The sequence below is a fragment of the Helicobacter sp. 'house sparrow 1' genome (genome assembly GCF_900199585.1).
Classification (GTDB): domain Bacteria; phylum Campylobacterota; class Campylobacteria; order Campylobacterales; family Helicobacteraceae; genus Helicobacter_H.
Map to the genome: position 1 here is coordinate 77,205 of NZ_FZQY01000008.1, position 24,018 is coordinate 101,222.

Genomic DNA, 24,018 nt, shown 5'->3' on the forward strand with positions numbered 1-24,018 from the left:
TGGTTTGAGTTCTTGATTTCATGACCTAAAATTAAATTGCTTAAAGTTATGGATTTTGGGATGACTCTTTTTTTTAGCTAAAACTTCCAATGAAACAAAAGCAATATGGTTTTAAGCTAAAGTTACTTAAGCTAAATTTTGATATTTTTTGAGATTTGAGTTTGTCAAAACTATCTTTGTTTAGCCAAATCCAAAGATTATCTTAAATCAAAATAGGAGTTAAAACCTTTTTGTAAGAGGGGTACAGGTTTTGGACTTGTAAAAACTAATAAAATATCTTGAAATTTAGGATGTAAATGATGGAAATAAAAAAAGTTGCGATTAATGGAACAGGAAGAATAGGTCTTTGCACAACAAGGATTGTAAGCACAAGATTAGATATGGAGATTGTTGCGATTAATACCACAACAGATATTGATACTCTTATACACTTAATCAGATACGATAGTGTCCATGGTTCCATTGATGTAAAAAAAATTAATGAAGACACTCTTGAGATTGGTAATAGTAAAAATATTAAGGTGGTGAGCAACCGCGATATCAATACTCTTGATTTTTCACTTTATGGTGCACAAGCAGTGATTGAATGCACCGGAAAATTTAATTCTCTTCAAAAAGCAACCCCTCACCTTAAAGGCTGTATTAAGAAGGTTATTATTTCAGCTCCAGCTGAGGAAGCTCCCACATTTGTTTTTGGTGTCAATCATCAAGAGTATAAAGGCGAGTCAATCATATCAAATGCTTCTTGCACAACAAATTGTTTAGCTCCTATCTTGAAAGTTTTACATCAAGAATTTGGTGTAAAAAATGGTTTCATGACCACAATCCACAGCTATACAAATGATCAAAACCTTCTTGATGTTAAACATAAGGATATCCGTCGTGCTAGAGCTGCAGCATTAAATATGATACCCACAAGCACAGGAGCAGCAAAAGCCATAGGTCTTGTAATCCCTGAACTTAATAAAAAACTAAATGGCTTTGCAATCCGTGTTCCAACACCAAATGTAAGTCTTATTGATCTTAGTGTTAATGTGTCCAAACCAGTTTCCAAGGAGATTGTAAATCAGGCCTTTTTTGAGGCGCAAGAGAGCTACATGAAAGATATTATTAAAGTGGATGAGGACATGTGCGTATCTAGTGATTTTATTGGTTCAAGTTATAGTGCAATTTTTGTACCTGATAAAACTTTAGTGCAAGATGATAGTATTAAAGTTCTTGCGTGGTATGATAACGAAATGGGCTATTCCTATAGACTTGTTGATATGTGTGCTTATATGCTTCAACACGATTAAAGAGTATTTTATGCTGGATTTTACACATTCTTTAGAATATAAACACTCTACGCTAAGTCAAAAAGCCCTAGATAATGCTTTTAACTTGATCCAGCAAGAAAGACTCACAAAAAAAACTGGGTATTATGACTTAGCTGAAGACACTCAGGCTCTTAAGGATTCTGAAAAATTTATCAAAGACAATAGTGATTTTTTGAAAAAAATCAAAAATATTGTAGTGATTGGTATTGGAGGGAGTTCTCTTGGAATCAAGGCAATTGATAGTATGCTAAAACATCTTAAAACAAGAAAAAAAATCAAATTAAGATTCTTAGAACACACCGATCCCATAGAGATTCAAAAAACACTAAATAAAATACAGTTTAAACAGACTTTGTTTATTGCTATTTCAAAATCTGGAACCACTATTGAAACTTCTTCTTTGCTTAAATTTGTAATTCACAAATACAAACTTCTATCACCATCTCACTCTAAACATCTTGTCTTTATTACAGATAAAAATTCTCCTCTCCATCACTTTGCAAAAGAAAATAATTTTCAACATTTTTGCATTAATCCAAATATTGGGGGAAGATTTTCTGTTTTAAGCACTGTGGGAATCTTGCCCTTAAAAGTATTGGGCTATGATGTTAAAAAAATTTTGAGCGGAGCAAAGATTTTTCAAGATAGTTTTTTTGCGCGTCAAGAAGAACATATTCTTAGAAAAGCAATCTTTCTGGTCAATCACAAGGAACGCTACCCTATTAATATTTTATTTTCTTATTCAAGCGTTTTTAAAGATTTTAATGCTTGGTTTGTACAATTATGGGGAGAATCTTTAGGAAAAATTAATATTTATGGTAAAAAGGTTGGCCTTACTCCAATTAGTCTTATTGGAAGTATCGATCAACATTCTTTTTTGCAACTTATCATCCAAGGTGTAATGGATAAAACCATAACCTTTATTAGTCTTGAACAAGCCAGCTACACAAAACCAAAGATTCCAAAACTTTCCCTCAAATATTTAGAAAGTACAGATTTTGTCAATAATACCTCCTTTGCAAAACTTCTAAGCCTACAACAAATTGCAACAATGCAAACCATTCAAAGCGAAATGATTCCCACAGACCATATTAAAGTCAATGAACTCTGTGAAGAAAGCGTTGGTAAGCTTATTATATACTTTGAGTTGCTGACCTCTGCAACAGGTGCTATCTTAAATATAAATACTTACGATCAACCTGGCGTTGAGTTTGGTAAAATTCGCTTAAGAGAAATGTTTTAATTTTATATAAAGGAGTTTTTCTATGCTTCAAGTAGCTGGAATTAGTTTTATGCAACAAACAAAAAGCATAAAAGATATTGAAATAAAAGATAAGAGGGTCTTAATTCGTGTTGATTTTAATGTCCCTATGGATAAAGATTTTAATATTTCAGATGACACAAGAATAAGAGAAGCACTACCAACCATCAACTACTGTATTGACAATGATGCCAAAAGTATTGTGCTAGTTAGCCATCTTGGAAGACCAAAAACAAAAGACCATCGCTTTTCTCTCAAACATATTCTAAAAAGATTAGAACGTCTGTTAGAAAAAAATATTTTATTTGCAGATACTATCGAACAAGCAAGAGAACTACAAAAAAATCATCAAGAAATTATTCTTTTAGAAAATATCCGCTTTTATCCTGGTGAAGAGAGCAATTCAAAAACACTAAGTCAAAATTTATCCACGCTTTGTGATATATTTGTAAATGATGCATTTGGAACAAGCCATAGGGCACATTCAAGCACATATGGTATTGCGGAGTTTGCTCCTCAAAAAGTTGCAGGCATTCTATTAAAAAAAGAAATAGATTCTTTTGCAAAAGCACTTGCAAACCCTTTAAAGCCTGTTCTTTTAATCGTGGGTGGTAGCAAAGTTAGCTCCAAACTTGCTTTACTTCATAATATTTTAGATGTAGTTGATAAACTTATCATTGGTGGAGCAATGAGTAATACATTCCTTAAATCCCTTGGTTATGATATGCAAAAATCTCTTGTTGAAGATGCTCTACTAGAAGATGCAAAAAAAATTTTAGAGCTTGCTAGAGAAAAAAATGTAAAGGTTTATCTGCCTGTTGATGTTGTAAGCACAGATTCTTTGGAAAATGATCGCAAGATTGAAATTTCTCCTGCTCAAGATATTCCTTCAGGTTTTATGGCTGTTGATGTTGGTCCTGCAAGCACAAAATTATTTAATCAAGTAATTAGATCAAGCAATACCATTATTTGGAATGGTCCTCTTGGAATTTTTGAAGATTCTCAATTCTCAAGAGGAACTTTTTCTATTGCTCATACAATAGGTGATACTTATGCTTTTTCCCTCATAGGTGGTGGGGATACTGCTGATGCGGTAGATAAGGCTGGGGAAAGAGATAATATGAGCTTTATTTCAACAGGAGGAGGAGCCTCCTTAGAGCTTCTTGAAGGGAAGATTCTACCTGCTTTTGAAGTTTTGGATAAAAAGGATTAGATGATGATGAATGTCTTTATCAAGAGAAGTTCTTTTGTAGTAAGAGAAAGTTTTAGCAATACAAAAACAATCAACCTTGAGAATCAAGTAATTCTTTGGATTGACTTACTACACCCTACATTTGAAGAGGTTAGCTATATCTCAAGAACTTATAAACTTGATATTCCGACAAAAGAAGAGAGGGAAGAAATTGAGCAAAGTGCAAGATATTGGGAGGATAGCTCAAGCATTACTATTAATAGCTATTTTTTAATGCGTCCTGCTAAACTGCAGCTACACAATGAAACTGTAACTTTTATTCTCTACAATGGCATATTATTTACCATTAGATATGGGGATTTTAAGGTTTTTGATGAAATCCAACAGCGTGTTCTTGCAAGTCCAAAAAACTTTGGGGATGGTTTTGATGTGGTAAGCAAGATTTATGAGGTGAGAGTGGAAAAAGATGCTGATATGCTTGAGGATGTAGGACAAGAAACAAAAATTTTGCGTAAAGAGGTTTTTGATAAAGACCATGGAGATTATGAAAGCATTCTTGAGAAACTCTCCAATCTCCAAGAAATCAATATGAGTGTTCGGGATTCTTTATTTGATAAAAGAAGAGCCATTACTGCACTTTTAAAAAGCGATAAAGTAGATGCAGGAATAAAAAAGAATCTTAACATTGCACTCAAAGATCTTAATTCTCTTGTTGAATTTACTACTGTTAATATGAATATTCTTGATAATGTCCAAAGTCTTTTTACCAACCAAATCAATATTGAACAAAATAAAATTATTAAGCTTTTTACAGTTGCAACAATGGCAATGATGCCTCCAACTTTAATTGGTACTATTTATGGAATGAACTTTAAGCACATGCCAGAGCTTGATTGGAGCTTTGGATATCCATTGGCAGTTTTAATTATGATTGTTTCTACAATCGTTCCTGTTATTTATTTTAAGAAAAAGGGTTGGTTATAGATGTTTGAATGGTTGTCACAACCTGAGGCTTGGGGGTTACTTTTTTTATTAACTTCTCTAGAAATTGTTCTTGGAGTGGATAATATTATTTTTATTGCAATTGCCACCTCTAGACTTCCTCAAAATAATCAAAATAAGGCAAGGATTTTAGGACTCTTTTTTGCAATGTTTACGCGCATTGCACTACTTTTTTCTATCACTTGGATTATTACACTGCAAAGTCCCCTTATCCAAACCTCCTTTGTTAGTCTATCTGGCAAAGATATTTTTTTAATCATGGGAGGTATTTTTCTACTTTATAAGAGTCTTGTAGAGTTAAAAGACCTTTCATTAAAGACAGAAAACAATAAAAAATCCTCCAATAAAAAGCCAATTAGTTTTTTATTATGTATTTTTCAAATTACCCTGCTAGATATTGTTTTTTCTTTAGATTCTATTATTACTGCTGTAGGAATTTTACAAGATACAATTTCTAATCCAAAAAGTATTGTAACACTAGCTACCATAGCTATTATTATTGCTGTGTTTGTTATGATCTTTATTTCTGGATATATTTCTAATTTTATTAATCAAAATCCATCTATCAAACTCTTAGCAATATGTATTCTTGTTTTAATCGGTCTAAGTCTGATATCTGATGGCATACATCACCATATCCCTAAAAATATGATTTACTCTGCTATTAGCTTTAGCTTTTTAGTGGAGCTTATTAGAATCTATAAATTAAGAAAAAAAATTTAAGAAATAGTTAAAAGCCTCTTTTATTACCCCATAGTCTGATATGCAATCGGTCAGTTAGAAAGAAATTATACTTGAGACACAGGGGTACTAGAGCTTTGAGGTTTTTATTTATTGTATCAATATCCGTTCCCTCTGGCATCAAATAAACACTATAGGACCCACTAATATAAGAGAGTATCTCATTAATTTCTTGAATCCCTTCTTCATTTACACACATTCTTTCATTTAATACAAACTTAAAACATACATCTCTAGAGTGATCAAGAATATTTTGAATGGCTTTTAAATTGATTCTTTTTTCTTTTGCTTCAAGACTATTGCTTAATTTTATACCCAGTGTAAAATGGAGAGATTTTAAAATTTCATTAAAACTAAACAAAACACTCCCATTGCTTTCTACGCTAATATAGTGATTTCTTTCTAAAAAATATGCCAAAGTTTCAAGCAAAACTTTATTTTTAAAATATAAGCTTGGTTCCCCACCTGTTAAAACAATATCAAAATATTCAACGCCAAAATTCTTAATTCTTTGAATCAACTCTTGAGATTCTCTAAAAATCAACCATTCATCTAAAAACTTCTGTGAAGCAGCATAAATACTATCACAACCCGTAAATTCCTGATTTTTATATAGAATTTTTTCACCAAACCCCTTGCAGGAGAGATTACACCCTCCAACTCTAATAAAAATGCTTGGAACCCCTACTCTTTTACCCTCCCCTTGGAGACTATAAAAAATCTCTGAAACTCTTAACATTATATCTGTTGGATAGGCATTGGATAATTAAAGGGTTTTGGAATTCTACCCTCATTAAATTGTCTGAGTTTTTCTAGCATTTGTTTATCCCTCCATTCCTCCAAAATAGCTTGGGAAAAAGTTATAGAATCAAGAGATAAGTTCTGTGTTAAATGGGGATTTTGCAAATCTTCTTGGAAAGCTTGGGCATATCCATGATCTGTCTCATGCACACGCACAGAATCTACAACTATTCTACCTTCAGAATTTCCCAAATCCATAGCCCCTATAAATTTATCAATAAAAAATAAAAACAAAAGTGCATAGCTCTCTGCACTTGGATTAAACTTCAAAATAACATAGCGCTCTGAATGTTTTAAAATAAAATCTTGAAAATCTTTTTTTTCCTTATCCCAAAAATGGTAAGAGTGATCAAAACTATCGATAAAATCTGCAATCTGATTTTTAAAAATACCAAAATCAAGCACCATACCAGCATTATCTAGTTTATCTGATTTTACAAAGATCTCTACTTGATAATTATGTCCATGCAAACTTCTTGAGCAACGCTGAGAATAACAATTTCTTACAATATGAGCTGCACAAAATTTAAACATTCTTCTAATAATCATTAATCACACACCCAATAATTTGGTAATGGTGAGGTATAACTATAGTTTTCCTCCCTAGTAAAATCCATACGATTAATGGTATGATAGACAAGATCCCTAAAGACATAATTATAACCACAGGTTTTTCCACGCACCACACCATCTACAAACATTATCCTTTGTTTTGTGTTCACATCATACCAATCAAGAGTAAAGTGGTAGTTTAAAACATAGTCCATTCTCTGGGAAAAATCTGTCAAATTCAAGCTCTTTTGGGGAGAGTTATCACAATAAAATTTTTCTCCATAAAAATAGCAAGAAGAAACAACTCCATCATTAATAATACTATAGTTGTAACTCACACTAGGATAGGGTTTAACCTCTTTGTAAAGACGAATAAAGATTGCATTTCTCGCTTGAGATAGTGCTAATTCACTTTGTTTATACAGGCTTGTAAAGCCTCTTTTTTGTAGTTCATAAATAATCAAATCCACATAGTATGCAGAGAGAATATCATTTACATCATGCATGATCACAATGGGCGCATTAACATTAAATCTATAATCTTTCTGCAATACAGAATAATAACTCATATTCAAATTCTTCGAACAACCTACAAATAACAGAGCAAAAGAAAAAACAACCGCTAAGATTCTCAAACAATCCTCCAAATCATTTCAATATGATCTTATTATCGCCACTACTTGGAATAAACTCTCCGATAATACTTGCGCTCTCATATCCTGATTTTTTTAATTCTTCAAGTAAAGAAAGTGCATTTGTCTTATCCAAAGCAAAAACAATTCCACCTGAAGTTTGAGCATCATATAAAAGCATATCTTCTTCTAAAATTGTGTTATAAACATACTTTTTAAAATATTCTTTATTGCTTTTACTACCACCAGAAATACAATTTTGCCTCATTAAATCCTTTGCCTTATCAAAAAACGCTACCTTAGAGACATCAATAACTATACTGATATTTTGATTACACATCTCATACAAATGACCGATTAAACCAAAACCTGTAATATCCGTAGAAGCAGTAATTGGATAATTTTTTGCAATTCTACTTGCATACAAATTAAGCATCTGCATAGAATCTATACAATCTTGGACCTGATGCATCTTAATCTTATTTTGCTTTAAAGCTGTTGTAACTATTCCACTGCCAATAGGCTTACATAAAATAAGCAAATCTCCTATATTTGCCGTATTATTCCTCCAGATTCTTGAGGCTATACCGCTCACACTTAAGCCATATTTTTGTTCTTTATCAATAATTGTATGCCCGCCTAAAAGAGAGGCATTAGACTCTATAGTTTTTTCTAAACCACCCCTTAAAATCTCTTTTAGAGCATTTTGCGTAATATGTTCCTTATCCCACATTACAAGATTTAAGACACTTATTACTTCTCCTCCCATCGCAAAAATATCGCTTAGAGCATTACAAGCAGCAATTTTTCCAAAGATATAGGGGTCATCCACTACAGGAGTGATAAAATCCACACTTTGCAAGAGCATCTTAGAATCATCAATGCGAATCACCCCACAATCTTCATTGCCCTCAAAATCAATAATTACATCTTTATTATAGGGTTGTTGTATTGCAGAAAAAATTTTTGTAAGGTCCCCCGGACCCGCTTTTCCTGCTCAACCAGCGCATTGCACATATTGTGTTAATTTATACTCTTCTTGCATCATAAACTCACAACTTCATTATTTAAAATGGTTTGTGTAATATATACTGCATCATCGATTCTTCCAACTAAATTTTGTTGTTGGAGTTCAAAATATTCCACACAAGTCTGGCATAAAACAATTTCTACTCCACATTCTTGCATCTTTTTTAGGGCATCAAAAGCCATTTTATTGCCTCTTGTTTGATCTGCTAGCAACACCCCTTTATTTAAAAGCATAATGGTTTTTGGTAAAGCTTCTTGCAAACTCACCGTATGCAAAAAACCTCCCATAACCATCTCACCAAGCTCACCTTCTCCAATTTTATTATCCTTAATTAAAAACACTTTGCTCATCATTACTCCTTAAAAAATTATTTATCATATCCAAAAAGATATAAGATAGCTCTTCAACTTCCTTTATTCTCACGCGTTCATTTAAGCTATGTATCCTATCATTTCTTACACCAAACTCTAGCACCTCAACTTGGTGTTGTGCAAAAAATCTCGCATCACTTGTTCCTCCACTAGTGCTAAGAACAGCTTTTACACCTACCTGATTTATTATAGTTTGCAAGAGGTTTTTAGCCAACCATCCTTCCTTAGAACTTTTAAAAGGATGGGAATTTTGTATCAACTCTAAGTCATAATCAATTCCTGATAAAACACCTTGAATATAAGATTCTATTTTTTCTTTACTAGTAAGTGTATTGTTGCGCACATTAAACATTATTCTAAGATCATTGGGAGTAACATTTACTACCTCCATTCCTCCTCTAATATCTGTAACAACAATTTTTGAAGGAAGAAAATCCTCATCCCCATTATCTAGACAATATCCTGCAATCTCTCCGAGTTTAGCTCCTAATATTTCTACTGGATTGATACATTTTTGAGGATAGGCTACATGCCCTTGTTTCCCCTTAATTCTTAAAACCCCATTAATTGAACCTCTGCGACCTATTTTGATAGTATCTCCAAATATTTGATCACTAGTTGGCTCTGCAACAATTGCATAATGAGGTAACAAATTTTGCTTTTTTAATTCTTCAAGGACATATCTTGTACCATCAACACCTATTCCCTCTTCATCACTTGTCAAAAGCACAGAAATGATCTTTTTTTGCCTACATTTTACTTCCTGCAATAAAGTTAAGGCACTTAAAAAACTAGCCACCCCTCCTTTCATATCCTGAGAACCCCTACCATACAAAAAACCATCCTTAATAGTAGGAATAAAAGGATCACTATCCCATCCTTCCCCTGGTGGAACAACATCGATATGACCCGCAAAGCATAAGTGTGGCGCTTCCTTACTATCTAAATTTTCCCCAAAAACCTTATATAAGAAGAGATTTTTTACTTCTCCTTTATTAAATCTTAAAACTCTAAAATCTCTTAAAATCTCTGTAATATAGTCATAAATCCCACACTCTTTAGGTGTAACCGTAGGGTAACTAATTAAATGCTTTAAAATTTCTACTACATTTGTCATTATTAATCTTTGTCTACCTGTTTCTTTTTATGATAAAGATGAATATATAGATGCAAAACATCTAAGCTTGCTGGAGTAATACCGCTAATGTTAGATGCATGAAACAAAGTAGCAGGTCTGAATTTATTAAGTTTTTCTACAACCTCTAAACTCAACCCAGCAATCCCATCAAAAACAAAATCCTGAGGAATTTTAACCTCTAGCATTTGCTCCATTTTTGCAACACTTTCTAGTTGTTTTTGAATATAACTATCATACTTTGCTAGAATCTTAATTTGCTCTTTTGCTCTTTTGCTAAATCCCTTAAACATAGAATCTAACTTTTCTAGTTTCTCCTCATTAAAACTATCTCTACCAGCAACCAAAATTGCCATACATTTATCATTGATAGGATCCTCACCAATTTGTTCCAAAAAGGCTAAAGTTTCTTTAGATGGTGTTAAGATCTTTTGGCTTAAAAACTCCATTCCTCTTTTAATATCCTCTGCATCTTTTTTGAGTTCTAAATATTCTTTTTCATCCATTAACCCAAACTCATAGGCATATTTACCCAATCTAAATAAAGCATTATCCTCTCTTAAAAGCAAGCGATACTCTGCTCTTGAAGTAAAAACCCTATAAGGTTCCTCAGTCCCCTTTGTAACCAAGTCATCAATCATCACACCAATATATCCCTCATCTCTCCTTAAAACAAACTCTCTTTTAGATCCAAATTTTTGTTTAAATCTATCTTCTTCATCTGCCAGACTTAAAACTGCATTAATACCTGCCATAATGCCTTGAGCTCCAGCCTCTTCATAGCCTGTTGTTCCATTAATCTGTCCTGCAAAATAAAGTCCTTTAATTAGGCGAGTTTCTAGAGTATGCCACAGGGCAGTAGGATTAACATAATCATATTCAATTGCATATCCATACCTTGTAATTTTTGCATTTTCAAGCCCATAAATAGAATGTATTACTTTCTCTTGAACATCAAATGGCAAAGATGTGCTCAAACCATTAATATAATACTCCACTCCATCTTTTGTTTGTGGTTCAAGAAATAACTGATGTCTTTCTTTATCTGCAAAACGATGAATCTTATCTTCAATACTTGGACAATACCTAGGACCAACTCCCTCAATTTGTCCTGTAAAAAGAGGTGCTCTTGAGAAATTTTCTCTAATATACTGATGTGTTATCTTATTTGTATAAGTTACATAACAAGGCAACTGATGAGGAGAAAAGTCTCTAGTTTTATAGCTAAAATGAGGAGGATTTTCATCTCCAAAATGCTGTTCTAATAAATCAAATTTTATACTTCTGCCATCAACTCTAGGGCAAGTCCCTGTCTTCAATCTTCCTAGCTCAAATCCTAAATCTTTAAGACTTTTTGATAACCCAACTGATGCATTCTCACCAAATCTTCCATTTTGGATTTGATTTTCTCCAATATGCACCAACCCTCTTAAAAAAGTTCCAGTAGTGATAATTACCCTTTTTGCTAGATAGGTCTTTCCTATATTTGTTTTAACCCCTACCACTTTCTTATCTTCAACTAACAATTCCTCAACAATCTCTTGAGAGAGTGTTAGATTAGGGGTATTTAAAACAAGATTCCTTGCTTCAATACGATAGGCATCCATATCAATTTGCGCCCTTGTTCCTCTCACTGCAGGACCTTTTGAGGCATTTAAGATTCTATATTGAATCCCACTTTTATCGGTTAAAATCCCCATCACACCTCCAAGTGCATCTATTTCTTTGACAAGATGCCCCTTACCAAGACCTCCTATTGCAGGATTGCAACTTGCTAAACCAATATTTTCTACCAACATTGTAAGCAAATGAACTTTTGCACCCATTTTGGCACACACAACACTCGCTTCAATCCCAGCGTGCCCTCCCCCAACAACTAAAACATCAAATTTACTATCCATTTTCTAATATCATTCTCTTTAACTTAAGATTTAAAAAATAATCGCATACTCAATTTGCGAATTATAGTCAAACTTTGAAAAGTTTTTACTATAATTTAGCGCTAACAAGCAAACTAGAGTTATAAGATACTCAGTACTATATAACTTTAAAAAAGTAAAAATTATTTGAGGAATTGTGTGATGAGTTTGAAGAGTATTTTTTCTTCTGATAAAAAGCGTTATATTACAGGGTTTGTTCTTGTTTTTATATTGATTTTATTAATTTGGATTAACAACACCTATCTTATATGGGCTTTCATTGGCATACTTTATTTGCTTGGAGTCTCCGAAAGCCTACAGCTTTTTCAATGTCCTAAACATCCTCTTTTATTTATCATTTTTACACTAATTTGGATTGGCGCATTATTTAATTCAAGCCCCTTAGAATCTGGAATGTTCTTTTTAATGCTATCAGCAGGATTTCTAGCCTACAAACAATCATTTTCTCCAAAATTTTTATTACCCCTTATTTATCCTACACTGCCCTTTTTAACCCTCTATGCAACCTATCTTGACTTTGGCATAGAGAGTCTTGTTTGGCTAATTACAACTATAGCAGTTTCTGATACCGCTGCTTATTTTGGTGGTAAGCTTTTTGGAAGAAACCCCTTGAGTCAAACATCTCCAAAAAAAACAATTGAAGGGGCTTTAATTGGAATATTTTTTGCCGTAGTTATAGGAAGCATTCTTGGTATTGGAATCTTTCATAAAGGCTTTCTTACTGCTTTTGTAATCAGTCTTATTGTAACTCTTAGTGGAATATTAGGAGATCTTTATGAAAGTCTTTTAAAAAGACAAGCTCAGCTTAAAGATAGTGGAAATATCCTACCAGGTCATGGAGGGATATTAGATCGACTTGATGCAATCTTGTTTGGAGTGGTTGCAATGCATTTCTTGCTCCGCTTCTTCACAACCCATCAAGAAATTACTTTAGCATTCTAGTATGGTTTTACTTGGCAGTACTGGTTCTATAGGCATAAATACCCTAAAGATCGCAAGAAAATTTCATATACCTGTTGAGGTATTGTGTGCTGGTAGAAATATTACTCTCTTAAATCAACAAATAAAAGAGTTTCAGCCAAAAATTGTTGTGATTGCAGACAAAGAAGACTACCACAAGCTTCATTATACAAATGCACGAGTATTATTTGGACAAGAAGGGATTGTAGAATCCATTAGAGAATCTAAGTCTCATCTTGTTGTAAATGCTCTTGTGGGTTTTAATGGCTTATACCCTAGCTATGTTGCTATGGAATGCCAAAAAAAGCTAGCCTTAGCAAATAAAGAGAGTCTTGTATCTGGAGGATGGCTTTTTGAAAATTTTCCAATTGTACCTATAGATAGCGAACATTTTGGTATCTGGTATCTCATCAATAACCGACCCATTGAGCAAATTATTATTACCGCAAGTGGAGGTGCTTTTAGAGATTTAGAGATTGAAAAAATTAAGTCTCAAAAATCTCAACAAGCACTGCAACACCCAAATTGGAAAATGGGTAAAAAAATTACCATAGATTCTGCAACAATGGCAAACAAACTTCTTGAGGTCTTGGAAGCCAAATGGATCTTTAACCACAACAATATTACAGCACTTATTGAAAGAACCTCTAGTGTTCACGCACTCTTAAATTTTAAAGATGGTTCTAGTACAGCACACTTTGCAAAGCCTGATATGCAATTACCAATTGCTTATGCATTAGATCCAATTCAAGCCAAGCAACAAGAAATCATCACCCCAATTTGTTTTGAAAAACTCAATTCTCTTGCTTTTGAAAAAATTGATACCCTAAGGTACCCCTTATGGATTTTAAAAGATGAGTTATTAAAAAATCCTCATCTAGGCATTGTATTTAATGCTAGTAATGAGGTATTAGTAGAGCTTTTTTTGCAAGATAGGATTTGTTTTGGAGATATTGCAGATAATATTTTTAGGGTTTTTGATACCTTTATTCAGCGTCCAAAAACCCATCTTATTGGAGAAATTGTTGAACTAGACAAAGAAGTGAGACTCTATACTCAAAACTTAATAAAATGAAAACTTTTTCTTACTTTCTGTTTTTTCTTCCTTTTTATATTCTTGCAAATATGCAAGGCTTTGATGGAGAAATGATTAGTTATTCAAAATTTGGCTTTAACCATCAAGCAATTAATACTTCTAATGGTGCTTATCCCACAGAAAGCTTTTCTGTCTTATATTCCTCTTTAGGGTATAAAAAACTTTTTTTAGAGCATCTAAGTTTTGGTGCAAGCTTTGCATTTGGGGGCATTGTCTTTGATTCTACAAAATCCCAAACTAAAGGCGGGCTTGCCTATAAGTATTTTGGATATTATTCAGGGTCTTTTGGTAATAAGAAAGCTACTCCTTATAACACGCAAAATTATTTTATTAAAGATTTGTATCTTGACTATAAAAATTCCTTTTTCCAATTGATTATTGGGAGATTTTTATTTACCCATACAGACTGGCTTACTGGAAGAAATGAGGGAATGGAACTTCATTTTTTTACCCAAATTAGTGATAGCTATTTTGCAATTAGTGAAAGAAGGTCCTCTTATGGAGGCAAATGGTTTAAAACCTATAAAATCTTAAACTCAAGCAAGATTCCAACTCTTGCAATGGGAACATGTTTTAAAATAGACAGTTCTTCTTTGTTAAATCTCTATTTTCAGGCACAACCAAAGCTCTATTATGCTTCGGGCATACGAGTAACCTATGAAAAAGATTTTAATCTAAAACATCTAAATTTAACTAGCAAAACAGATATTATAGGACTTTATGTTTATCACACCTCACAAGCTCGGCAAAAATACTCGAGTTATGATGTAGGCGAAGATGCTATATTCGCCTTGATTGATGAAAAAAATCCAGACTTGCAAGGATATATAGGTAGAAAAGTTGGTAAAGGTGGTTTTTCTTTGGGTATCAAACAAACCTTTAAAATCAAAGATTATGATCTTGGAATCCAGTTTTATGGAAACATTGGCAATCCAAATGAGTTCATAGGGCATTCTGGAAATCCTATTGGTATTGATTTAAATGATAATAGTATTTATGACAGAGGCACAGCAGGAAATGCAATCTTTGATTCCAACTCCTTAAATAGCATCTTGTCTCTAAAAAAAAGCTTTAATGCCTGCACGATTAGATTAATTGAAAGATTTACAGTTTCAGATAGATCAGAAGAAGAAAATTTTTCCATCAACGCAAGCTATAAAATTAGAAAAAATACCTCAATAGGTATAAATTTAAGTGCATATTTTATTAAAACAAAAGTAGGACATAAAATCTATCAAAGTTATCTTTCAAAATCGCGATGGGATGATAGAAGCTTTGCCTCCACCTACATCATCTATAAATTCTAAAAGCTCTCTAAAACAAATCTTTATAAACTACTCTAATTGCTTATTTTAATTTATGAGATTTTAAAATTTCATCATATTTCCCTCTACTTTTAAATCTAATCTTTAAAATCAGGGTTCTTTAGTAAAAAATTATAAAAATATAGCTTTAGCAAGTCCTGTATTTCAAGTCTTTGTTATAAGAAACAATTGAAACTATAAGTAATAAGTATAAATATATATTTATACTTATAGACTAAAGTATGCTAAAAATTAGCACTTTTTTTTATTAAATGCTAATTTTATTTACTTTTTTTATGCAATAATACACACAGATTTACTTCAACCTCTTTGAAAGGAGCTAAAAAATCATGGCTTATAACAAAGATGTATTTTTAGAGAAGGTGATTCAAGAATATTTAAAGCAGAGAGAACCCATTGGTTCAGAAACCTTAAAATCTACTTTAGAAATTAAAGTTTCATCTGCAACCATAAGAAATTATTTTAAAGTATTAATGAATGAGGGGGTCTTGGTTCAGCCTTATATTAGTGGAGGCAGAATTCCTACTCATTTTGCAATGAAAAATTATTGGAGGTCCAAGTTAAATTTTAAAAACTTGGTTTTAGAAGTCAAAACAGCAAAAGAAATCAAGGATGCTTGTGAAAAATTTCAAGTTTTTACTCTCATTCGCAAGAAACTAAACCAAAAATTTAAACAATTAATAAATCATCAAGATTTATTTTTGATCCTCTTATTTGAAGATGGTGAGATAGTAATCCCCTATCAACAAAATTTTGAGAGGTTTTTAAGTGAGCTTATTGGATTAGATATTGATGAAATTAAAAATATTGCTTACCAAGTGATGGCTAATGAACTTTTTGAAAAAATTGATGCATTGCAAAGTCAGAAGGTATTGCATTTTGGACTTGAGCATTTGGATTTTTTAATACAAAACCCAACCTATCAACGCCTTTTCTTTGAAATCTTAGAGGGCAAAACTTTTGATAAGTTATCAAATGGCGTTTATTTTGAACCTATCATGCCTGAAGGTTTCATTGGAATTATTCAAGATATTATTCACCAAGATGAAGATGCAAAGATGCTTTGTATTGGATCTTTGATGTGTGATTATCAAAGTTTTTATAAGCAAATAGCGGCTTAATCTTATTTTTAGAAAGGAGATTTAATGGAAGAAGAAAAGCAAGAAGAAAATAAACAAGAAGAAACTTCTTTGGAAGAAGAAATAAAAACACAGGAGGAACAAAAAGAAGATTTTGAGCAAAAGTATAATGAACTTAAAAATGAGTATTTAAGGGTTTTTGCGGATTTTGAAAATACAAAAAAGAGACTAGAAAAAGACAAGTTTCAAGCTCTTGAGTATGCGTATGAAAGATTTGCAAAAGACCTGTTACCAGTTATTGATGCGCTGGATAATGCAAAGGAGGCTTCAAAAGAAAATCCTGCAATCCTAGAGGGCATTGTCCTTACTCTTGATAATCTTATAAAAACATTATCAAAGTATGGTATTGAAGAAATTGACACACAAGGAGATTTTGATCCAAACCTGCATGACTGTATTATGCAAGTTCCAAATCCAGACTTGGAAGATGGAAAAATTGCCCAAGTGATGCAAAAAGGATATAAGTACAAAGAAAGAACATTGCGCCCTTCTATGGTAGCAATTGTAAAAAACTAAATTAAACTTTAAGAAAGGAAGAAAAAATGGGAAAAGTAATTGGTATTGATTTGGGAACAACAAACTCTGCAATGGCAGTATATGAAGGTAATGAGGCAAAAATTATCACAAATAAGGAAGGAAAAAACACTACTCCTTCGGTTGTGGCATTTACTGATAAAGGTGAAATATTAGTAGGTGAGCCTGCAAAAAGACAGGCAATCACAAACCCTCAAAAAACTATTTATTCAATTAAAAGAATTATGGGATTGATGTTTAATGAGGATAAGGCTAAAGAAGCTGAAAAAAGATTACCTTATAAAATTGTTGATAGAAATGGCGCTTGTGCAATTGAAATTGCTGATAAAACCTATACGCCTCAAGAGATTTCTGCAAAAATTCTTATGAAACTTAAAGAAGATGCAGAGAGTTATCTAGGAGAAAGTGTAACAGAAGCTGTCATCACAGTTCCTGCGTATTTTAATGATGCACAAAGAAAAGCTACAAAAGAAGCTGGAACAATTGCTGGACTTAATGTCCTTAGAATTATTAATGAACCTACTTCTGCAGCTTTATCCTATGGTCTTGATAAAAAAGAATCTGAAAAAATTATGGTTTATGATCTAGGTGGTGGAACTTTTGATGTTACTGTATTAGAAACAGGAGATAATGTTGTAGAAGTTTTAGCTACTGGTGGGGATGCTTTCCTTGGTGGAGATGACTTTGATAATAGAATTATTGACTGGGCAGCAGAAGAATTTAAAAGCGAAACTGGCATTGATATTAAAGCTGATGTAATGGCTCTTCAAAGATTAAAAGATGCAGCAGAAAATGCAAAAAAAGAACTCTCAAGTGCTCAAGAGACAGAGATTAATTTGCCATTTATCACAGCAGATGCAAGCGGTCCAAAACACCTAGTAAAAAAACTTACAAGAGCAAAGTTTGAGAATCTTATTGATGATTTAATTGAACAAACAATCAGCAAGATTGATTTTGTTATCAAAGATGCTGGTCTTAGCAAAAGTGATATTTCTGAAGTTGTAATGGTTGGTGGTTCTACAAGAATCCCAAAAGCTCAAGAAAGAGTAAGGGAATTTATTGGAAAAGAGCTTAACAAGTCTGTTAACCCTGATGAAGTTGTAGCAATTGGTGCAGCAATTCAAGGTGGTGTTTTAAAAGGTGATGTTAAAGATGTTTTATTGCTTGATGTAACTCCTTTAAGTCTTGGTATTGAAACACTTGGTGGTGTGATGACAAAAGTGATTGATAGAGGAACTACAATTCCGGCTAAGAAAACTCAAACTTTCTCTACAGCAGAAGATAATCAACCAGCTGTTTCAATCTCTGTTTTACAAGGTGAAAGAGAAATGGCAAAGGACAATAAATCTCTAGGTAGATTTGATCTTCAAGGTATCCCACCTGCACCAAGAGGCGTACCTCAAATTGAAGTGACCTTTGATATTGATGCAAATGGTATCCTAACTGTTAGTGCAAAGGATAAAACTAGTGGAAAATCTCAAGAAATTAAAATCAGTGGTTCAAGTGGCCTAAGTGATAGCGAAATTGAAAAAATGGTAAAAGATGCGGAATTACACAAAGAAGAAGATGCTAAAAGAAAAGCTACAATAGAATCAAGAAACTTGGCAGACAATCTTGTATATCAGACTCAAAAAATGTTAGATGAATCTAAAGATAAGATTTCTAGTGATGAAGCACAAAAGATTCAAGCTGCAATTGATGAACTCAAAGAGGTCTTAAAAGATGATAATGCTAGCAAAGAGCAAATTGATGAAAAAATGAAAAAGTTATCAGAAGTAGCTCAAAATCTTGCACAGAGTGCTCAAGCAAATACAAATACACAATCAAACTCTAGTGCCAAGAAAGATGATGATGTAATTGATGCAGAAGTAGAATAAAATACCTCAATAGATTCTATTTTTGATAAAAACTAGTATAATCCCCTGATAAAAACTACTTTCAGGGGATTGTCTTGCTAAAACAATTTTTACTCATTGCAAGGATGCTTTGGGGTAAAGGAATTGGAGATTTTATAGAATCTATAAAAATATTAAAATCTAAAAGATGAAGATTCTAACAATTTTAGGTGCTAGACCCCAATTTATCAAAGCAGCTCCCCTAAGTCTTGCTTTTAAAAACAATGATATTCAAGAAGTGATTGTACATACAGGGCAACATTATGATTTTTTAATGAGTGATGTATTTTTTAATACCCTAAAACTACCAACGCCCAGTTATAAACTTCACAGCGGATCAAAATCCCATGCTCAAATGACCGCAAATATTTTAGTTAATGTAGAAAAAATTTTATTACAAGAAAAGCCTGACTTTACTCTTGTATACGGAGATACAAATTCTACTCTAGCTGGGGCATTAGCTAGTAGTAAGCTCAATATTCCAATCATTCATGTAGAATCTGGGCTTAGAAGTTTTGACCACTCAATGCCCGAAGAAATCAATCGTATTATTACTGACAAAATATCAAAACTATTATTTTGTCCCACAAACAACGCAGTAAAAAATCTAAAAAATGAAGGTTTTAAAGCACCTCAATATATGATTCAAAATGTGGGAGATATTATGTTAGATTCAAGCAAACTCTTTGTTTCTTATGCCAAAAAGCCCAACTTTTCTTTACAAGAAAGATTTGCTCTATGTACATTACACAGAGCACAAAACACAGATACTCCAGAAATTTTAGATCAAATTTTAGATGCAATTCACACCATCTCTAAAAAAATTCAAATCATCTTTCCTATACATCCTAGACTAAAGAGAAATCTCTACCCATCCTCATATCCTGGTATTACTTTTTGTGATCCTCTCAACTACTTTGAAATGATTTGGTTATTGCAAAACACTCAACTTGTATTCACAGATTCTGGAGGATTGCAAAAGGAGTCTTATTTTTTTAAAAAACCCTGTATAGTTTTGAGAGAAACTAGTGAATGGATAGAGCTTATAAAATATCAATATAATTTCTTGGTGGGTAGTAATAAAGAAAAAATTCTTGCAACTTTTGATAATATTTCACAATCTTTTAAAAAATCCTATAAAAATTTTTATGGTGATGGGGATAGTGCACAAAAAATTATCCAAACACTAAAGGCTTTATAATGAAAAATTTCGCAATTATTGGAGTTGGTGGCTATGTAGCTCCTAAACATTTACAAGCAATCAAAGAAACAAACAATACTCTTCTTTGTGCTCTAGATCCAAAAGATTCTGTGGGGATTTTAGACTCTTATTTTCCACAAACCCATTTTTTTACAGAATTTGAGAGATTTGACCGACATATCAGTAAATTAGAATCCAAAAACATTCCTATTGATTATATAAGTATATGCTCCCCAAACTACTTGCATGATAGCCATATACGCTTTGCACTGAAAAACAATGCAAATGCAATCTGTGAAAAACCTCTTGTATTAAACCCTTGGAACATAGATACCCTAATAGATTTAGAAAAGAAAAATCAAAAAAGGGTTTATAATATCTTACAACTAAGATTGCACCCAAGCATCATTAGTTTAAAACAAAAAATTCAAGAAGAACTACAAGCTACACCAAAAAAGCGATATAAACTGCAACTAACCTACATTACTTCTAGAGGAAATTGGTATTTTACCTCATGGAAGGGAGATGTTGCCAAAAGTGGTGGAATTGCAACAAATATTGGGGTACATTTTTTTGATATGTTGCAATATATCTTTGGCGAAGTAAAAGAATCTAAAGTCAAACTTCATACAAAAGACACTGCTAGCGGGGTCTTGGAACTAGAAAATGCCGATGTCTGCTGGTTCCTATCCATTAATGCCAATTACCTTCCAGATCAAAAAAATCGTACCTATAGATCGATTATCCTCGAAGATGAAGAAATTGAATTTAGCAAAGGTTTTGAAGAACTTCATATAAAAAGCTATAAAAATATTTTGGAAGGCAAAGGGTTTGGATTAGAAGATGTACGTCCTTGTATTGAGATGATTTATCAAATAAGAAATGCTCCCACCACACCACTTAGTGGCGACTATCATCCATTTTGTAAAAAAGTTTGTTAATGGAATATTTCATCCACTCCACAAGTATTATAGATGCTGATGTAAAAATAGGTAAAAACACTAAAATTTGGCATTTTTGTCATATTTTGAAAAATAGCATAATAGGAGAATCTTGTTCTTTTGGTCAAAATTGTGTAATTGGTCCAAATGTAAAGATTGGAAGAGGATGCAAGGTGCAGAATAATGTAAGTATTTACGAAGGTGTTGAATGTGAAGAAGATGTATTTATAGGCCCTTCTGTTGTTTTTAGCAATGTAATTAACCCTCGATCTTTTATTGTCCGGAAAGAAGAATTTAAAAAAACTTTATTAAAAAAAGGTTGTTCTATTGGCGCAAATGCAACTATTGTGTGTGGCAATACTATCGGAAAATATGCATTAATTGGGGCAGGATCTGTTGTTACAAAAGATGTAAAAGATTATGCCCTTATGGTAGGCAATCCTGCTAGAATAATTGGATGGGTAGATAAAAGTGGCAATAAACTTATATTTAATAAACAAAAAGCTTATAGCAAAGATGAAAAATGCTTTTACTATTTAAAAAATAATAGGGTAATTTGTGAAAATGATTGATTTTGCAAATTTAAATTTGGAGTACCAAGAACACCAAGAAGAGATTAATCAAGCAATTAGCAAAACATTACAATCCTCCCAGTTTATAATGGGGGAAGCTATAGAGCAACTAGAACATAATTTAAAAAATTTTGTAGGGTGTAAATATGCAATCACATGCTCAAGTGGTACATCTGCCCTACTTTTGGCCTTAATGGCGCTTGGTATTAAACAGGGTGATGAAGTTATCACCACTGATTTTAGTTTTTTTGCAAGTGCTGAAATGATTGCTTTTTTGGGGGCAAAACCTGTCTTTATAGATATTAATCCCAAAACCTTTAATCTAAATGAAGAGCTTATTGCCCAATCTATTACAAAAAAAACAAAAGCCATCCTTGTTGTTAGTCTTTTTGGACAAACCCCTAATATGGATTTTATCAATCAAATTGCATCACAATATAATTTGCCTGTTATAGAAGATGGGGCTCAAAGTTTTGGTGCAACCTATAAAAATAAAAAAAGTGGGAATCTTTGTACAATTGGAACCACAAGCTTTTTTCCTGCCAAACCCCTAGGGTGCTTTGGAGATGGCGGGGCCATCTTTTGTAATGACGAATCATTAAGCAAAAAAATAGCTAGTTTAAGGCTTCATGGTCAAAAGCAGAGGTATTATCATAGTCAGATTGGAATTAGTGCAAGATTAGATGCCCTTCAAGCAAATATACTTAATGTAAAATTAAAATACTTTTCCCAAAAGATTCAAAAAAGACAAGAAGTTGCAAATCTTTATTTTAAACTTTTAAAAGATCTACCTATTCAACTTCCTATTATCTCAAATCAACACTCTAGCACTTTTGCACAATTTAGCATCTTAAGCACCCATCGAGATGCATTGCAGAAATTTTTGAAGCAAAAAGCAATACCAACTGCCATACACTACCCCCTACCCTTGCATCATCAAGAAGCTTTTAACTATCTTCATTTTGATGACAAAAATTTTCCTAATGCCATCTATTGCTCTAAAAATATCTTAAGTCTTCCTCTAAACCCATATCTTCAAACAGAAGAAATAGAATATATCTGCAATAGTATTAGGAACTTTTATGAATAAAATTGCTGTCATTGGGCTTGGCTATGTTGGACTTCCCTTAGCCATAGAATTTGGAAAAAAATACCCTACAATAGGCTTTGATATTAATATCAACAGAATCCAATCCCTTAAAAATTTTAAAGATTTCAATGAACAAGTTACAGATTTTACAGAATCTAAAATGCTTTATTTTACTCATCAAGAAGAAGAACTAAGAGATGCCAACATTTATATTATCACTGTTCCTACTCCTGTAGATTCTTATAAAAAGCCTGACATATCTTTATTACTTAATGCAACAAAATGTGTCGCAAAATATTTAAAAAAGCAAGATATTGTAATCTATGAATCTACCACCTACCCTACTTGCACTAAAAGAGAATGCATCCCTTTATTAGAAGAAATCAGTCATCTAAAACTTAATCAAGATTTTTTTGTAGGGTATTCTCCTGAAAGGATCAATCCTGGCGATTCAACACATACACTCACAAATATTACAAAAATCACTTCAGGTAGCAATCACATCAGTGCAAAAAAAATTAACCAACTCTATAAAAGTATTGTAAAAAAGACCTATTTAGCTCCAAGTATTGAAGTTGCAGAAGCAGCTAAGGCTATTGAAAATGCTCAAAGGGATTTAAATATTGCCTTTGTAAATGAGCTGAGTATAATTTTTGATCGCTTAGGGATTGATACTTCAGAAGTTTTAAAAGCGGCAAAGACAAAATGGAATTTTTTACCCTTTACCCCAGGATTGGTTGGGGGACACTGCATTAGCGTAGATCCCTACTATCTCACACATATTTCCAATGAATATGGCTATCACCCAAAGGTCATCTCTTCGGGCAGATTTATTAATGATATGATGCCAAGCTTTATTGTTCAAAAAGTCATTAAACTTTTAGCAAAACATCAAATTAGCCCCATTGGGGCAAAAATTGCAATTTTTGGTGCGAGTTTCAAAGAAAATTGTAAAGACATACGCAATGCGAAAGTCTTTGAAGTTTTAAAAGAAATGCAAGAATATGGTTGCAAAGTGGATATTTTTGATTCTTTAGTAGATAAAGATGAGGTATTTCAAACCTATCAAGTGAGATTGCATCATATTGAAGAGATAAAAAATCACACCTTTGATGTTTGCATTCTTGCAATTCCTCATCAATATTTTTTAGATCTTAATTTTGATAATTTCTTGCAATCCAATGGTTTTATTTTTGATATTAAAGGGATTTTAAAGAAAAAACAAAAAAATATTTATAAACTTTAACTTTTTTCTTGACTCTATTACTATTTTTATTTATAATTGCAGCTCT

23 protein-coding genes are annotated in these 24,018 nt (G+C 32.6%); 16 read left to right on the top strand and 7 right to left on the bottom strand.

The genetic code is table 11. The features are described from left to right. Nucleotides 1-299: 299 nt before the first annotated feature. The 5 genes from gap to C6H31_RS04670 are packed head-to-tail and all read left to right on the top strand — an operon-like array spanning nucleotide 300 to nucleotide 5,494. A complete protein-coding gene (gap, locus tag C6H31_RS04650) occupies nucleotides 300-1,295 on the top strand; it encodes a type I glyceraldehyde-3-phosphate dehydrogenase (protein ID WP_104697792.1) in 996 nt (331 codons plus the stop codon). 10 nt (nucleotides 1,296-1,305) lie between these two features. Continuing rightward, complete coding sequence (locus C6H31_RS04655; RefSeq protein WP_104697651.1) at nucleotides 1,306-2,559, top strand: glucose-6-phosphate isomerase; 1,254 nt, start codon at nucleotides 1,306-1,308, stop codon at nucleotides 2,557-2,559. 22 nt (nucleotides 2,560-2,581) lie between these two features. After that, nucleotides 2,582-3,790: a phosphoglycerate kinase gene (locus C6H31_RS04660; RefSeq protein WP_104697652.1), complete on the top strand. Its 1,209-nt coding sequence runs from the start codon at nucleotides 2,582-2,584 to the stop codon at nucleotides 3,788-3,790. Between the two features lie 3 nt (nucleotides 3,791-3,793). Next, nucleotides 3,794-4,753 carry a magnesium/cobalt transporter CorA gene (corA, locus tag C6H31_RS04665; RefSeq protein ID WP_104697793.1) on the top strand — a complete coding sequence of 320 codons (960 nt, stop codon included), beginning with the start codon at nucleotides 3,794-3,796 and terminating at the stop codon, nucleotides 4,751-4,753. Next, on the top strand, nucleotides 4,754-5,494 hold the full coding sequence (locus C6H31_RS04670; protein WP_104697653.1) for a TerC family protein: 741 nt from the start codon (nucleotides 4,754-4,756) through the stop codon (nucleotides 5,492-5,494). Between the two features lie 7 nt (nucleotides 5,495-5,501). Here the strand turns inward: C6H31_RS04670 and C6H31_RS04675 are convergent, their stop codons facing one another. From C6H31_RS04675 to mnmG, 7 genes are all read right to left on the bottom strand, one after another. Beyond that, nucleotides 5,502-6,254 (bottom strand): 7-carboxy-7-deazaguanine synthase QueE, encoded by a 753-nt coding sequence (locus tag C6H31_RS04675; RefSeq protein ID WP_199768124.1) that lies wholly within the window; start codon nucleotides 6,252-6,254, stop codon nucleotides 5,502-5,504. After that, nucleotides 6,251-6,862, bottom strand: coding sequence for a 6-pyruvoyl trahydropterin synthase family protein (locus C6H31_RS04680; RefSeq protein WP_104697655.1), 612 nt, complete (start codon nucleotides 6,860-6,862; stop codon nucleotides 6,251-6,253). The genes C6H31_RS04675 and C6H31_RS04680 overlap by 4 nt, the downstream gene beginning before the upstream one ends. After that, a complete protein-coding gene (locus C6H31_RS04685) occupies nucleotides 6,862-7,434 on the bottom strand; it encodes a hypothetical protein (protein WP_158654713.1) in 573 nt (190 codons plus the stop codon). Before C6H31_RS04685 ends, C6H31_RS04680 begins: the two co-directional genes overlap by 1 nt. 79 nt (nucleotides 7,435-7,513) lie before the next feature. Further along, nucleotides 7,514-8,461: a selenide, water dikinase SelD gene (selD, locus tag C6H31_RS04690; protein WP_104697657.1), complete on the bottom strand. Its 948-nt coding sequence runs from the start codon at nucleotides 8,459-8,461 to the stop codon at nucleotides 7,514-7,516. 80 nt (nucleotides 8,462-8,541) lie between these two features. Further along, a complete protein-coding gene (locus C6H31_RS04695; RefSeq protein ID WP_104697658.1) occupies nucleotides 8,542-8,877 on the bottom strand; it encodes a hypothetical protein in 336 nt (111 codons plus the stop codon). After that, a complete protein-coding gene (dapE, locus tag C6H31_RS04700) occupies nucleotides 8,855-10,015 on the bottom strand; it encodes a succinyl-diaminopimelate desuccinylase (RefSeq protein ID WP_104697659.1) in 1,161 nt (386 codons plus the stop codon). Before dapE ends, C6H31_RS04695 begins: the two co-directional genes overlap by 23 nt. A 2-nt stretch (nucleotides 10,016-10,017) precedes the next feature. Continuing rightward, on the bottom strand, nucleotides 10,018-11,934 hold the full coding sequence (gene mnmG, locus C6H31_RS04705; RefSeq protein ID WP_104697660.1) for a tRNA uridine-5-carboxymethylaminomethyl(34) synthesis enzyme MnmG: 1,917 nt from the start codon (nucleotides 11,932-11,934) through the stop codon (nucleotides 10,018-10,020). A gap of 180 nt (nucleotides 11,935-12,114) precedes the next feature. On the opposite strand from mnmG, the gene C6H31_RS04710 reads away from it, so the two are divergent. The 11 genes from C6H31_RS04710 (at nucleotide 12,115) to C6H31_RS04760 (ending at nucleotide 23,972) form a co-directional block, all read left to right on the top strand. Continuing rightward, nucleotides 12,115-12,915, top strand: a complete 801-nt coding sequence (locus C6H31_RS04710) for a phosphatidate cytidylyltransferase (protein WP_104697661.1) — start codon at nucleotides 12,115-12,117, stop codon at nucleotides 12,913-12,915. A 1-nt stretch (nucleotide 12,916) separates the two neighbouring features. Continuing rightward, on the top strand, nucleotides 12,917-14,008 hold the full coding sequence (gene dxr / locus C6H31_RS04715; RefSeq protein WP_104697662.1) for a 1-deoxy-D-xylulose-5-phosphate reductoisomerase: 1,092 nt from the start codon (nucleotides 12,917-12,919) through the stop codon (nucleotides 14,006-14,008). Nucleotides 14,009-14,058: 50 nt separating this feature from the next. After that, a complete protein-coding gene (locus C6H31_RS04720) occupies nucleotides 14,059-15,336 on the top strand; it encodes an outer membrane family protein (RefSeq protein ID WP_267892295.1) in 1,278 nt (425 codons plus the stop codon). Nucleotides 15,337-15,683: 347 nt separating this feature from the next. Further along, nucleotides 15,684-16,475: an HrcA family transcriptional regulator gene (locus tag C6H31_RS04725; RefSeq protein WP_104697664.1), complete on the top strand. Its 792-nt coding sequence runs from the start codon at nucleotides 15,684-15,686 to the stop codon at nucleotides 16,473-16,475. A gap of 24 nt (nucleotides 16,476-16,499) precedes the next feature. Then, nucleotides 16,500-17,009 carry a nucleotide exchange factor GrpE gene (grpE, locus tag C6H31_RS04730; protein WP_104697665.1) on the top strand — a complete coding sequence of 170 codons (510 nt, stop codon included), beginning with the start codon at nucleotides 16,500-16,502 and terminating at the stop codon, nucleotides 17,007-17,009. A gap of 26 nt (nucleotides 17,010-17,035) precedes the next feature. Continuing rightward, on the top strand, nucleotides 17,036-18,904 hold the full coding sequence (gene dnaK, locus C6H31_RS04735; protein WP_104697666.1) for a molecular chaperone DnaK: 1,869 nt from the start codon (nucleotides 17,036-17,038) through the stop codon (nucleotides 18,902-18,904). A 166-nt stretch (nucleotides 18,905-19,070) separates the two neighbouring features. Next, nucleotides 19,071-20,123, top strand: coding sequence for a non-hydrolyzing UDP-N-acetylglucosamine 2-epimerase (gene wecB, locus C6H31_RS04740; RefSeq protein WP_104697667.1), 1,053 nt, complete (start codon nucleotides 19,071-19,073; stop codon nucleotides 20,121-20,123). Then, nucleotides 20,123-21,064, top strand: coding sequence for a Gfo/Idh/MocA family protein (locus tag C6H31_RS04745; protein WP_104697668.1), 942 nt, complete (start codon nucleotides 20,123-20,125; stop codon nucleotides 21,062-21,064). Before wecB ends, C6H31_RS04745 begins: the two co-directional genes overlap by 1 nt. Next, entirely contained in the window at nucleotides 21,064-21,636 is a 573-nt protein-coding gene (locus tag C6H31_RS04750; protein ID WP_104697669.1) for an acyltransferase, read from the top strand. The genes C6H31_RS04745 and C6H31_RS04750 overlap by 1 nt, the downstream gene beginning before the upstream one ends. Beyond that, complete coding sequence (locus C6H31_RS04755; RefSeq protein WP_104697794.1) at nucleotides 21,629-22,726, top strand: DegT/DnrJ/EryC1/StrS family aminotransferase; 1,098 nt, start codon at nucleotides 21,629-21,631, stop codon at nucleotides 22,724-22,726. The genes C6H31_RS04750 and C6H31_RS04755 overlap by 8 nt, the downstream gene beginning before the upstream one ends. Beyond that, the gene (locus C6H31_RS04760; protein ID WP_104697670.1) at nucleotides 22,719-23,972 is read left to right on the top strand and encodes a nucleotide sugar dehydrogenase; all 1,254 of its coding nucleotides are present in this window, start codon (nucleotides 22,719-22,721) and stop codon (nucleotides 23,970-23,972) included. Before C6H31_RS04755 ends, C6H31_RS04760 begins: the two co-directional genes overlap by 8 nt. Nucleotides 23,973-24,018: the final 46 nt, after the last annotated feature.